Origin of the sequence: Rhizobium rosettiformans (assembly GCF_016806065.1) — a bacterium.
GTDB lineage: Bacteria > Pseudomonadota > Alphaproteobacteria > Rhizobiales > Rhizobiaceae > Allorhizobium.
Genome location: NZ_CP032405.1, coordinates 3346702 through 3359764, shown reverse-complemented (window position 1 = coordinate 3359764; position 13063 = coordinate 3346702). Strand labels below are relative to the sequence as shown.

Here is a 13063-nt window from a genome sequence, read left to right as displayed (position 1 = left end):
ACCCGGAGGCGACGTCTTGGACGATCAGACCCAACTGAAACGCACCCCCCTTTACGACTTTCATGTATCTCTCGGCGCCAAGATGGTGCCCTTTGCCGGCTACGACATGCCGGTGCAGTATCCGGCCGGTGTACTGAAGGAACACCTGCATACGCGCGCTGCCGCTGGCCTTTTCGACGTTTCCCACATGGGCCAGGTCGAACTTGTCGCCGCCTCCGGCACTTATGAAGACGCGGCCAGGGCGCTGGAAACCCTCGTTCCCGTCGACATCATCGGCCTGAAGGACGGCCGCCAGCGTTACGGCTTCTTCACCGATGACAATGGCGGCATCCTCGATGACCTTATGATTTCCCGCCTCGGCGAGCGCCTGCTGGTCGTGGTCAATGCCGGCTGCAAGGATGCCGACATCGCCCATATGCGGGCGAAGCTTCCTGATGGTGTTCAGGTTCTCGTGCATGACGACCGGGCGCTTCTCGCCCTGCAGGGCCCTAAGGCCGAAGCCGTACTTGCGGCATTGTCTGCCGATGTCGCATCGATGAAGTTCATGGATGTGCGAGACGTCTCGCTCGGTGACATCCCTGCCCTCGTCTCCCGTACGGGCTATTCCGGCGAAGACGGCTTCGAGATCTCGGTGCCATCAGACCGCGCCACAGATCTCGCCAAAGCCTTGCTCGACCAACCCGATTGTCAGCCCATCGGTCTCGGTGCCCGCGATTCGCTGCGGCTCGAAGCCGGCCTCTGCCTCTACGGCAACGACATCGACACGACGACGTCGCCGGTCGAAGCATCGATCGAATGGGGCATCCAGAAGGTGCGCCGGAACGGTGGCGCCCGCCAGGGCGGCTTCCCCGGTGCAGAACGGATTCTCGCTGAGCTTGATAATGGCGTCTCCCGCCGTCGTGTCGGGTTGAAGCCCGAGGGCAAGGCCCCAGTGCGCCCGCCGGCCAGGCTCTTTGCCGACGCCGAGGGGAAGACCGAGATCGGCCACGTCTCCTCCGGCGGCTTCGGTCCGAGCGCCGAAGGCCCGATCGCCATGGGTTACGTGCCGACCGAGATCGCCCTACCCGGCACCCAGGTTTTCGCGGAGGTGCGTGGCAAGCTGATGCCGCTTACCGTCTCTGCCCTTCCCTTCATCACCCCCACCTATAAACGCTGAAAAAATCTCCGGAGAGAACCATGTTGAAATTCACCGCTGAACACGAATGGCTGAAGATCGAGGGTGATGTTGCCACCGTCGGCATTACCACCCATGCCGCCGGCCAGCTCGGCGATCTCGTCTTCGTCGAACTGCCGGAAGAAGGATCGAGCTTCAAGAAGGACGGGACCGCAGCTACCGTCGAGAGCGTCAAGGCCGCCTCCGACGTCTACTGCCCGCTCGACGGCGAAGTGGTCGAGATCAATCAGGCGATTGTCGACGATCCCTCGCTGGTCAATTCCGATCCGGAAGGTGCGGCCTGGTTCTTCAAGCTGAAGCTCGCCAACCCTTCTGACGCCGATGCCCTGCTCGACGAGGCCGCCTACAAGGAGCTGATCGCCTGATGACGACAGAATTCCAGTTCACGGATTACGATCCTTACGATTTCGCCAATCGGCGCCATATCGGCCCGTCGCCCGCCGAGATGACCGAGATGCTGAAGGTGATCGGCTATCACTCGCTCGACGAGATGATCGACGCGACCGTCCCGGGCTCGATCCGCCAGAAGGTGCCGCTCACCTGGGGTGCGGCGATGACCGAGCGCGAGGCGCTCGACAAGCTGCGCGAGACGGCGAACAAGAACAAGGTCCTGACCTCGCTCCTCGGTCAGGGCTATTATGGCACCATCACGCCGCCGGTGATCCAGCGCAACATCCTTGAAAACCCGGCCTGGTACACGGCCTACACGCCCTACCAGCCGGAAATTAGCCAGGGCCGCCTCGAGGCGCTCCTCAACTTCCAGACCATGGTGACCGACCTTACCGGTCTCGACGTGGCGAATGCCTCGCTCCTCGATGAAGCAACGGCTGCCGCGGAAGCCATGGCGCTCTGCCAGCGCAGCGCCAAGACCAAGGCGACCGGCTTCTTCGTCGACAAGGATTGCCACCCGCAGACCATCGCCGTCATCCAGACCCGCGCCGAGCCGCTCGGCTGGAATGTTATCGTAGGTGACCCCTTCACCGATCTCGACCCGACGGAAGTCTTCGGCGCGATCTTCCAGTATCCGGGCACGCACGGGCATGTCCGTGACTTCTCCGGCCTGATCGCCCGACTGCACCAGACCGGTGCGCTCGCCGCTGTCGCTGCCGACATTCTCGCCCTGCTGCTGCTGAAATCGCCCGGCGAAATGGGTGCCGATATCGCCATCGGCTCGACCCAGCGCTTCGGTGTGCCGGTCGGTTATGGCGGCCCGCATGCGGCCTACATGTCGGTGAAGGACGCGATCAAGCGCTCGATGCCCGGTCGTCTCGTCGGGGTCTCAGTCGATGCCCGCGGCAACCGCGCCTACCGCCTGTCGCTGCAGACCCGCGAGCAGCATATCCGCCGCGAAAAGGCGACGTCGAACATCTGCACCGCGCAGGTGCTACTCGCCGTCATGGCCTCCATGTATGCGGTCTTCCACGGCCCCCAAGGCCTGAAGGCAATTGCACAGCAGGTGCACCGCAAGACGGTGCTGCTCGCCAAGGGCCTAGAAAAGCTCGGCTATACGGTGGAACCTGAGACCTTCTTCGACACGATCACCGTCGAGGTCGGCCATATGCAGGGCCTCATCATGCGGGCTGCCGTTGCAGAGGGCGTCAACCTGCGCAAGGTCGGCGAAACCAAGGTCGGCATTGCGCTCGACGAACGCACGCGGCCGGCGACGCTCGAGGCCGTCTGGCGTGCATTCGGCGGTAGTTTCAAGGTTGATGATTTCTCCGCTGAATACCGCCTCCCGACAGATCTGCTGCGGACCAGCGAGTATCTGACGCATCCGATCTTCCACATGAACCGCGCGGAAAGCGAGATGACCCGCTATATCCGCCGGCTGTCGGATCGCGATCTCGCGCTCGACCGCGCCATGATCCCGCTCGGCTCATGCACGATGAAGCTGAACGCGACGGCGGAAATGCTGCCGATCACCTGGCCGGAATTTTCCGACATCCATCCCTTCGTTCCGGCCGATCAGGCGCTGGGCTACAAGGAGATGATCGACGACCTCTCGGAAAAGCTCTGCGCGGTTACCGGTTACGACGCGATCTCGATGCAGCCGAATTCGGGGGCTCAAGGGGAATATGCGGGGTTGCTCACGATCCGCGCCTATCACCTGTCGCGGGGCGATACGCACCGCACCGTCTGCCTGATCCCGACGTCTGCCCATGGCACCAACCCGGCCTCCGCCCAGATGGTCGGCATGACGGTGGTGCCGGTGAAGTCGAAGGACAATGGGGACGTCGATCTCGATGACTTCCGCGCAAAGGCGGAACAGCATGCAGACAACCTCTCCTGCTGCATGATCACCTATCCTTCGACGCATGGCGTGTTCGAGGAGACGGTGCGCGAGATCTGCGAGATCACCCACCAGTTCGGTGGCCAGGTCTATCTCGACGGGGCCAACATGAATGCCATGGTGGGCGTCTCGCGTCCCGGCGATATCGGCTCTGACGTATCCCACCTCAACCTGCACAAGACCTTCTGCATCCCGCATGGCGGCGGTGGTCCGGGCATGGGGCCGATCGGCGTCAAGGCGCATCTCGCTCCCTTCCTGCCCGGCCATGTCGTCACCGACGGTCGTCCAGGTGCAGTCTCGGCCGGCCCTTACGGTTCGCCGTCGATCCTGCCGATCAGCTGGTCCTACTGCCTGATGATGGGTGGCGAAGGTCTGACCCAGGCGACCAAGGTCGCGATCCTCAACGCCAACTATATCGCTGCACGGCTGAAGGGCGCTTATGACGTGCTCTATACGTCGGCCTCGGGTCGCGTCGCGCATGAATGCATCATCGACACCCGTCCGCTGCAGGCTTCTGCCGGCGTGACCGTCGACGATGTCGCCAAGCGTCTGATCGACTGCGGTTTCCACGCGCCGACCATGAGCTGGCCGGTTGCGGGAACGCTGATGATCGAGCCGACGGAAAGCGAGACCAAGGCCGAGATCGACCGCTTCTGCGATGCGATGCTGGCGATCCGCGAGGAAGCCCGCGACATCGAAGAAGGCCGGATGGACAAGACCAACAATCCGCTGAAGAACGCACCGCACACGGTAGAAGACCTGGTCGGCGAATGGACACGTCCCTATAGCCGCGAACAGGCCTGCTACCCGCCGGGCGCCTTCCGGGTGGACAAGTACTGGTCCTCGGTCAACCGCGTCGACAATGTCTATGGCGACCGCAACCTCGTCTGCACCTGCCCGCCGATGGAAGCCTACGCGGAAGCAGCAGAGTAAGAGCCTGAAATTCGCCATGAGAACGCCGCCCTTGAGGCGGCGTTCTTCATTTGTGGTGACACTCTGACAAACCCTGTGATGGAACGGATCTGGCCACAGCCCGTTCTTCCCGCTGTCCAACACAGGAGAACAGACATGCGCAATACTCTTATCCTCGCTGGTGCAGCGGCTCTCATGACGCTCTCGGCGTCGGCCAATGCGCAGGAAACTGTCATCATCCAGCAGGCCCCGCCGGTCACCTCGCAATCGACCATCATTGTACCGGCTCCGGTCGAAACTTATGTCCTGCAGCGCGAAGTGCGCTCGGTGCCTTATGAAGGCGACGTCCTGATCGGTCGCGTCATCGAAGATCCGGTCGAACTCTATCCGGTCGATGGCTACGAGGATTACTCCTACACGGTCGTCAACGAACGCCGAGTAATCGTCGACCCCCGGACCCGCGAGATCATCCAGATCATCGAGTGACCTGTTCGACGGTCAGACCATCGGAACCCGGCTCAGGCCGGGTTCTTTTTCGTTCCGATACCGCGTGACTGTCCCATATTCAAACAAGTCTTCACAGCACCTTGTCCAGCCGGAAACCCTGACCGTTCGGAAAGTCCTAATACCTGTCCGCTATCCTGCCCCAACGACCACCGCGACGGCAGGACAGACGATGAGTATCTCAGCGATCATGGGTATCTCGCTTTCGGGCATGCAAGCGCAGCAGACGCGCCTTGCTGCGACCGCCGACAACGTCGCGAATGCCCTGACACCCGGCTATGATCGCCTCGAAACCAGCTTTACCAGTCGCGCCCAGGGCGGTGTCTCCGCCACGGTCGCCCCGTCGGGCGGACCGGCCCTCGATGACATGTCAAACGTCGACCTTGCCTCGGAAATGCTCTCGCTCGTCGAAGCTGAGATCGGCTTCAAGGCGAATGCTGCGGTCTGGGAAACCGGCGCGGACATCTGGGACGTTCTGCTCAGCATCAAGCGCGACTGATTCTTCGCCACGCCATGCACGCGGCTCACCGTCTAAAAAACGGTGACGTGAAGACGCGTCTCGTCACAACCGATCTCCGCAACGGTCGGATAGCACTGACTTTTTTAGGCCAACGGCTGCTCGGTCCGGCAAAAGCAGCCTAGGGAGCGAATTCTCCGATTGCAAAGATCCGGACATCCAGACACAGTCGGGAGTTGCATAAGGTTGCATCGAGGATGGCATGTATAACGACGCACTCAACTACCTGAAGACACAGATCCTTTCCGCACAGGTCGGGGACGCCGCCGGCATCCGTGGCCTGATCAAGCAGCGTCTCGACCAAGCGCTCACATCTATCCACACCAATGATTATGTCGAGGACTGTCTGTTTCAGATTACCGAGGCGCTCGAACAACTCGACACCGGGTCAACGGACCCGGTGAAGCTTCGCGACTACTTATTGGGCGCGATCGAGGCGTTGCGAGACGAACTCCATCTTTGCGACATCGAGCCGGATGTCCGTCAGTCCGCTGTCGGTTTCTGAGGCACTGCGCTTTCGTCCACCACCGGCGCGGCGGCGATCGAGACCGTCGGCGGCAGCAAGCGACACCATCTCCAGGAGATGATCGAGGAAGAGCGCGTCATCGCTCAACGGGGCTTTCTGCGAAACGCCCTTGATGATCTCCCGAAGACTACGAACTTGCTCTTCCACGATCGAGCGAACATAGATTTCAGAGGATGGAAGTTGGCCATCCGGCATGTCATTCTCCTGCAATTCTTGCATATTCTATATGTCCGTGAAGTTCTTCGGCAAAGGCCAGACGTTGAAGGGCCGCCGCGGCGAAGGGATTGCCCGGTGCGCGCTCGAGATCGAGGACGCTGCCGGTAATCCCGTAGAGTTCGTGATGCCGCAGCAGCCCTGCCATGGAGGGTTTGGCTGTGATCGGAACGATCAGTGAGCCGTCGAGCAAGCTCGGAGCCGCCAACGGCATCACATCCCAACCGGTCGTCAGAAGCAGGTTGACGAGCTTGGGATGCGTCTCGACAACCAGCGTACCGATGCCCGCCACGAGGCAATATTCCATGACCCCGGTCATCAGGATGTTGGAGATCGGCACGCCCGCGATCGTCTTGTCGGAGACTTCGGCAATGCAGCGGGTCCATTCATAGACGCGAGGCCCCCGCGGCCAGTCAGTACCGTCCATCAGATGCGGATAGACATCCGACAGGAGATGCGGCTTCAGGGTCGGCAGTAGGCGGCTATATCCCACCACATTACCGCCGACGATGAGCGGAAGATGGATGGCCTCGTCGCCGTCGAACTGGTCGATCTCCCGCTCGTCGGCACGACGGCAGGCTTCCCATCCCAATCGATCGACGAAGTGGCGATGGCGAAACGCCCAGACCTGCTCCATGACGTCGGCATGGTCATGCGTGTCCCTGCCCAGAATTGTCGCAAGCATGCAGATCCCCAAAAAATCCAGGGGCCAGATTGCGACAAGCGACCCGAATTCAATATAGGCCGTTCTGCCTATTTATCGGATTATTCCGAGCCGAATCGATTCGGCGATCAGTTGCGCACGGTTCACGGAATTCAACTTGCGGCTTGCCGCCGCGATTTCATGCTGAACTGTTTTCTCCGAGATTCCAAGAATTTGGCCAATCTCCCAATTGGTCTTGCCGGCCGAGCACCAGAGAATAACCTCGCGCTCGCGCGGCGTGACCTTGGCCGCAACTGCGGCGCTACGCTCGCTGTTGTCGACGAGGAAAGCACGCAACCGGTTGTGCGCGTAGATTGAAACGATGTGCAGGGCACCCCGCTGCTCGTTGGACAGCTCGACCTTCTGAGCACCGAAGGTGACGATGGCCTGAAAGCCGCCAACGGAATGGAGCGGCACACTGTAGCCATCCAGCATGCCAAACTCGGTCGCCTCATTCATGACGCGCTTGGCGGAACGGCTGAGCGGCTTGTCGGCCAGCGCTTCCGACCAGACGAAGGCCTCGTTCGACATCTTTGTCCGGTAGATCACCGGATCGACATGCACATAGTTTTCTTCCACGTAACGCTCGAACCAGCCTTCCGGCCAGGCATTCAGCATGAAATAGGGATCGATGCGCTCGCCGGGCAGCGGGATGCCGGACACTGCATAGCAGTCCATGCCAAATGAACTCGCCACCTTGCCGAGGCAGGCGAGGACTTCCTCATTGTCGCGGGCTCGCGACGATTCGGTGATAAAATCGAACATCGCATTGGCTGTTGCCTGCCTGTCTGACATCCGCACCCTCAAGATAGCCAGTCGTCACATTTGTGACTTCTAGCACAGCCCGCGACCGGCCGATCCGATTAACATTGGATTTCCAAGAGAATCGATGGAGCATTCACAGTGCTCACCGGCAGGGTGACGGCATCAGCCGACATGCGTTGAAGGGTTCAGATAGCGGTCAACAAGGCATGCAGCAGCGCAATCATGCCAAAGGCGATCAGAATGAACGCGGAGACCCGGCTGACCAGGGTTGCAAATCCCTGGGGGAGCCGCGTGCGCACCACGGTGACGGCACCGCTCAAGAAGAACCACCAGGCAAGCGAGCCGAAGAAGACACCCGCCACCAGTTGCACGCCTTCCCAACCACCCTCGCCCGCCGCCAGGCCTAGTCCGGCAAAAATCGCCGCGAAGGTGAGGATCGTCGCGGGATTGGCGATGGTGAGCAGGAAGGTCGCAGCGATCGTCGACAGCAGGCCTCGGGCCTGGACCCTGGCTGCGGTGACCTCCGACCGCGGCTTAAGACCCGCAATACCGAGATAGATCAGGAACAAGCCGCCTGCGACCTGCAGGGGAAACTGGATCCAGCCGAGATAGGATCCAAGGGCGGTGAAGCCCGCCGCAGCGAGGGCGGCATAGACGCCGTCGGCGATTGCGGTGCCCAGCCCTCCGGCAACGCCGGCCCAGAAGCCACGCTCCAGCGTACGATTGATGCAGAGCGCCCCTATGGGTCCGAGTGGTGCGGCTATCGCGACGCCCAGCACGAGCCCTTTCCCGAAAAGAAGCACGTCCATGTCACTCCGTGCCGATCACGTAGCTGCGTTCGCTCGCTGTCGATAGCGCGATCATCGTCTCGCTGCGGGCAATCAGGCGCTCGCCCTTCAAATCGGCGAGGAATGTCTCGATGCCCGTGAGGTCGGCCGTCCGGATCTTCAGCATATAGGACCAGCTGCCAGTCACATGATGACATTCGAGCACGGCCGGGTGGGTTTCTGCATAATCGCGAAAGGCAGCCTGTTCGGTGTCCTGTGGCAGGGTCACCAGCATGAAGGCGGTGATCGGCAGGCCAAGCGCCGCCGGATCAACCTCAAGGGTGAATCGTCTGATGGCACCCGACGCGACCAGGCGACGGATGCGTTCATTGACGGCGGACGGAGAAAGCCCTACCACATCCCCGATGCTGGCGAGCGAACGACGGGCATCTTCAGCCAGGAGATCGATAATTTTGCGGTCACTGGTATCCATGGCCGCAGTTTATTTGCGTATATCGATATTCCGCAAGATATTTCTTCGAATTACGGCGAAAAAGAGAATTCTCGCGGGATGAAAAGCGTGCAACTCCCCAAGCGCCGGATTGCCGGTCAAATCATGCAGGCGCACCTTGGCGCTGCTTTGCAAGCTCCGACAGATCGGCCGCCTTCAACTCCACGGATTCGCCGCAGCCACAGGCAGACGTCTGATTCGGGTTGTGGAAGGTGAATCCGGAACGCAGCGTGGTGGTCTCGAAGCCCATTTCCGTACCCAGCAGGTAAAGGACCGCAGCCGGATCGATCCAGACGGAGGAGCCGTCTTTTTCGATGCGGTCATCCCTCGGATTTGGTTCGGTCACCAGATCGATGGTGTATTCCATCCCGGCGCAGCCACCCTTCTTGATGCCCACGCGGATGCCCTTGGCATCGGGACCGGAATTCTCGACGATCGCCCTGACGCGTGCGGCAGCCGCATCGCTCATGGTCATTACCTGAAAGCCCATCGGCACAGTCTCCATCAACAACCGGGTTCAAGGTCCGGCGTTTCTCTTGGCAATGTAAGGGAGGCGCCTCGTCGGTTCAATAGCTTAGGCGGGCTCCCGACCCCAGTGGAAGCGCTTTGCGGACAGACCTGCGCCTGATGATGATCAATCCTTGTGCACAACAGCAAGGCGAAAAAAACTTGATCTTTATCAGAAGCTTGAAACGCCCCCTCGCATGAAGCTTCCCTCGATCGCGATCAAAAATATTGCAGTGCACAGCGGAAACGGATGCAAACCCGGGCAAAAGCTTTCGAAATCGAGATGAATTTTGACCATTCGGTAAATTATTTTGCCAGCCAATACCTAAGTGACTGTTTAGATTCTTATTTTAAGACTGGCACAGCAATTGCTTCATTCTCTGCGAAACAAAACAAGGCGCCCGGCGCGCCTCCAGAAGCGGAGAACAGATATGGAAATCGGCGTCTTTATCCCGATCGGCAACAATGGCTGGCTCTTGTCGGAGAATGCCCCGCAATACAAACCGACCTTCGAGCTCAACAAGGCGATCACGCTGAAGGCCGAGGAATACGGCTTCGACTTCGCGCTTTCGATGATCAAGCTGCGCGGCTTCGGCGGCAAGACGGAGTTCTGGGACTACAATCTTGAGAGCTTCACTCTGATGGCGGGCCTCGCCGCCGTCACCTCGAAGATCAAGCTGTTCGGCACGGCCGCCACCCTGATCATGCCGCCGGCGATCATTGCACGCATGGCCACCACGATCGATTCGATCTCGAACGGTCGCTTTGGCGTCAACCTGATCACCGGCTGGCAGCGTCCGGAATACAGCCAGATGGGCTTGTGGCCCGGCGACGACTATTTCTCCGACCGCTACGAATATCTGACCGAATACACGACCGTCTTGAAGGACCTGCTCACGACTGGCCAGTCGGACCTCAAGGGCAAGCATTTCCAGATGGATGATTGCCGGATGAAGCCCATCCCGGAAGGAGATGTGAAGCTGATCTGCGCCGGCTCCTCCAATTCCGGTATGGCCTTCTCGGCTCAGTTCGCCGATTACAGCTTCTGCTTCGGCGTCGGAGTCAATACGCCGAAGGCATTCGCGCCCACCAACGAGCGCCTGCTTGCTGCCACCGAGAAGACCGGACGCGATGTGCGCTCCTTCGTGCTGACCATGGTGATCGCCGAGGAAACGACCGAAGAAGCCTTCGCCAAGTGGGAGCACTACAAGGCAGGTGCAGACGAGGAAGCCATAAAGTGGCTCGGCCTGCAGAGCGCCGTCGATACCAAGTCAGGTTCAGACACCAATGTGCGGCACATGGCAAACCCGGTTTCCGCCGTCAACATCAACATGGGAACGCTGATCGGCTCCTATGCGGAAGTCGCCGCCATGCTCGACGAGATGAGCGAAGTGCCTGGCACCGGCGGCGTCATGCTGACCTTCGACGACTTCCTCGAAGGCATCGAGAAGTTCGGCAAATACGTGCAGCCGCTGATGAAGAGCCGCGCCCATGTCACCCAGATGCTGGAGGCAGCCGAATGAGCGAGGCCGTTGTTGCTGGCTATCAGCCACGCCCGGAGCTGACGAAGAGCGTCACGCTTCCGGCCCGTCCCGAGCCGATCACCCTGAAGCCGTCAGAAACGGCGGTCGTCGTTGTCGACATGCAGAATGCCTATTCGACCGAAGGCGGTTATGTCGATCTTGCCGGCTTCGACATATCCGGCGCCAAGGGCACGATCGCCAATATCAAGAAGACGCTCGACGCGGCGCGTGAAGCGGGCGTTCTGGTCGTTTATTTCCAGAACGGCTGGGATCCTGACTATGTCGAGGCTGGCGGCCCCGGCTCGCCCAACTGGCACAAGTCGAATGCGCTGAAAACAATGCGCAAACGGCCCGAACTGCAGGGGCAACTGCTCGCCAAGGGCACCTGGGACTACGCGATCGTCGACGAATTGCAGCCGAAGCCCGGTGACATCCTGGTGCCGAAGAGCCGCTATTCCGGCTTCTTCAATACCAATATGGACTCGGTGCTGCGCGCCCGCGGGATCCGCAATCTCGTCTTCGTCGGCATTGCCACCAATGTCTGCGTGGAAAGCTCGCTGCGCGATGCCTTTCACCTCGAATATTTCGGTGTGATGCTCGAGGACGCGACCCATCACCTCGGCCCCGACTTCATCCAGCAGGCGACCGTCTACAATGTCGAAAAGTTCTTTGGCTGGGTGGCGAACGTCAACGACTTCTGCGGCGCGATCGGACAGGCAGCGCCTGCCGATGCAGGAGAATGATCATCAACATTCCAACAAGGCCCCATCAAACCAGGAGAGTGTGAGAATGCCCAAGACCATCGTCGTTCCGGAAGGCACCCAGAAGCCGATCGCCCCCTACTCGCCCGGCGCCCTTGCCGACGGCATGCTCTATGTCTCGGGAACCCTTCCCTTCGACAAGAACAATGACGTCGTGCATGTCGGCGATGCCGGCGCCCAGACGCGCCATGTGCTGGAAACCATCAAGTCCGTCATCGAGACCGCCGGCGGCACGATGGAAGACGTCACCATGAACCACATCTTCGTCACCGACTGGGCCAACTATCAGGCCGTCAATAAGGTCTATGCCGAGTATTTTCCGGGCGACAAGCCGGCGCGCTACTGCGTGCAATGCGGTCTGGTGAAGCCAGATGCACTGGTCGAGATCGCGACCGTCGCGCATATCGGGAAAAAGTGATCGGGCTTTAAGCCGCCCTCATCCGGCTGCCGCCACCTTCTCCCCGCAAGCGGGGAGAAGCGACCAGATCGCAATCGCCTGCACCTGGGCTTCCCTTGCACAAAGGGCGGCCATCCCCTCTCCCTGCCTGCGGGGCGAGGGTCAGGGTGAGGGGCCAAGCCAGAGCAAACACGCATGCATTACGACATCCACGGCCTCACCTCTCCCGATGCGCCGACCTTCCTGCTCTCGTCAGGCCTCGGCGGCTCGGGCGGGTATTGGGCACCGCAGATCCCTGCCCTTTCGGAGCGTTTCCGCGTCGTCACCTATGACCATCGCGGCTGCGGCAAGACGGGTGGCGAAGTGCCGGAGACTGGCGGCATTCCGGCCATGGCCGACGACGTTCTCGAAATCGTCGACGCAGTGAAGCTTGAGAAATTCCACTTCATGGGCCATGCGCTGGGCGGTCTGATCGGGCTGGATCTGGCGCTGCGCCGGCCGGAGCTGATCGAAAGCCTCGTGCTGATCAATGCGTGGAGCAAGGCCGATCCGCATTCCGGACGTTGCTTCGACGTGCGTATCGCGCTCCTGGAAAACGCCGGTGTCGAGGCCTTCGTCAAGGCACAGCCGCTCTTCCTCTATCCCGCCATTTACATGGCGGAAAACCCGGAGAAGATGGCGGCGGAAGAGGCGCATGCGCTTGCCCATTTCCAGGGCCGCGACAACATCCTGCGCCGCATCGCAGCACTGCGCGCCTTCGATGTCGACGACAGGCTCGGCGAGATCCAGACGCCGACGCTCGTCATCGCCACCCGCGACGACCTGCTCGTCCCCTATTCCCGGTCGCTGCGCCTTGCCGAAGGCCTGCCAAACGCAAATCTCGTGCTCACCGTCGCCGGTGGACATGCCGTCAACGTCACCTATCCGCAAACATTCAACAGCGCGGTCGTCGACTTTCTGTCGACCCTCGAACACGCCTGAAGGAATTGCCCA

The 13063-nt window shown here is 60.7% G+C and carries 15 protein-coding genes; 10 read left to right on the top strand and 5 right to left on the bottom strand.

The genetic code is table 11. From position 1 onward, the window contains the following. Positions 1-16: 16 nt before the first annotated feature. The 6 genes from gcvT (at position 17) to D4A92_RS16460 (ending at position 5902) form a co-directional block, all read left to right on the top strand. Positions 17-1156: a glycine cleavage system aminomethyltransferase GcvT gene (gcvT, locus tag D4A92_RS16485; protein ID WP_203015703.1), complete on the top strand. Its 1140-nt coding sequence runs from the start codon at positions 17-19 to the stop codon at positions 1154-1156. 20 nt (positions 1157-1176) lie between these two features. Next, positions 1177-1539 (top strand): glycine cleavage system protein GcvH, encoded by a 363-nt coding sequence (gcvH, locus tag D4A92_RS16480; protein ID WP_006728535.1) that lies wholly within the window; start codon positions 1177-1179, stop codon positions 1537-1539. Next, positions 1539-4397, top strand: a complete 2859-nt coding sequence (gene gcvP, locus D4A92_RS16475) for an aminomethyl-transferring glycine dehydrogenase (RefSeq protein WP_203015701.1) — start codon at positions 1539-1541, stop codon at positions 4395-4397. The genes gcvH and gcvP overlap by 1 nt, the downstream gene beginning before the upstream one ends. 135 nt (positions 4398-4532) lie before the next feature. Then, on the top strand, positions 4533-4862 hold the full coding sequence (locus tag D4A92_RS16470) for a DUF1236 domain-containing protein (protein WP_203015699.1): 330 nt from the start codon (positions 4533-4535) through the stop codon (positions 4860-4862). A 190-nt stretch (positions 4863-5052) separates the two neighbouring features. Then, on the top strand, positions 5053-5379 hold the full coding sequence (locus D4A92_RS16465) for a flagellar basal body protein (protein ID WP_203015697.1): 327 nt from the start codon (positions 5053-5055) through the stop codon (positions 5377-5379). Between the two features lie 220 nt (positions 5380-5599). Then, complete coding sequence (locus tag D4A92_RS16460; protein ID WP_203015695.1) at positions 5600-5902, top strand: hypothetical protein; 303 nt, start codon at positions 5600-5602, stop codon at positions 5900-5902. 217 nt (positions 5903-6119) lie between these two features. On the opposite strand, the gene D4A92_RS16455 is transcribed toward D4A92_RS16460, so the two are convergent. From D4A92_RS16455 to sufA, 5 genes are all read right to left on the bottom strand, one after another. Then, on the bottom strand, positions 6120-6821 hold the full coding sequence (locus D4A92_RS16455) for an acyl-homoserine-lactone synthase (RefSeq protein ID WP_203015693.1): 702 nt from the start codon (positions 6819-6821) through the stop codon (positions 6120-6122). A 72-nt stretch (positions 6822-6893) separates the two neighbouring features. Next, positions 6894-7634, bottom strand: a complete 741-nt coding sequence (locus tag D4A92_RS16450; protein ID WP_203015690.1) for a helix-turn-helix transcriptional regulator — start codon at positions 7632-7634, stop codon at positions 6894-6896. A gap of 155 nt (positions 7635-7789) precedes the next feature. Beyond that, entirely contained in the window at positions 7790-8413 is a 624-nt protein-coding gene (locus D4A92_RS16445) for a LysE family translocator (RefSeq protein WP_203015688.1), read from the bottom strand. 1 nt (position 8414) lies between these two features. Then, positions 8415-8864, bottom strand: a complete 450-nt coding sequence (locus D4A92_RS16440) for an Lrp/AsnC family transcriptional regulator (protein WP_203015680.1) — start codon at positions 8862-8864, stop codon at positions 8415-8417. A gap of 121 nt (positions 8865-8985) precedes the next feature. Continuing rightward, complete coding sequence (sufA, locus tag D4A92_RS16435; RefSeq protein ID WP_203015678.1) at positions 8986-9372, bottom strand: Fe-S cluster assembly scaffold SufA; 387 nt, start codon at positions 9370-9372, stop codon at positions 8986-8988. Positions 9373-9820: 448 nt separating this feature from the next. Between sufA and rutA the strand changes: the two genes are divergently transcribed. The 4 genes from rutA to rutD all read left to right on the top strand — a co-directional run bounded on the left by rutA (position 9821) and on the right by rutD (position 13051). Beyond that, on the top strand, positions 9821-10912 hold the full coding sequence (gene rutA, locus D4A92_RS16430) for a pyrimidine utilization protein A (RefSeq protein WP_203015670.1): 1092 nt from the start codon (positions 9821-9823) through the stop codon (positions 10910-10912). Continuing rightward, positions 10909-11655: a pyrimidine utilization protein B gene (gene rutB, locus D4A92_RS16425; RefSeq protein ID WP_203015669.1), complete on the top strand. Its 747-nt coding sequence runs from the start codon at positions 10909-10911 to the stop codon at positions 11653-11655. Before rutA ends, rutB begins: the two co-directional genes overlap by 4 nt. 46 nt (positions 11656-11701) lie before the next feature. After that, positions 11702-12091 (top strand): pyrimidine utilization protein C, encoded by a 390-nt coding sequence (gene rutC, locus D4A92_RS16420; RefSeq protein WP_203015668.1) that lies wholly within the window; start codon positions 11702-11704, stop codon positions 12089-12091. 174 nt (positions 12092-12265) lie between these two features. Beyond that, entirely contained in the window at positions 12266-13051 is a 786-nt protein-coding gene (rutD, locus tag D4A92_RS16415) for a pyrimidine utilization protein D (RefSeq protein WP_203015667.1), read from the top strand. Positions 13052-13063: the final 12 nt, after the last annotated feature.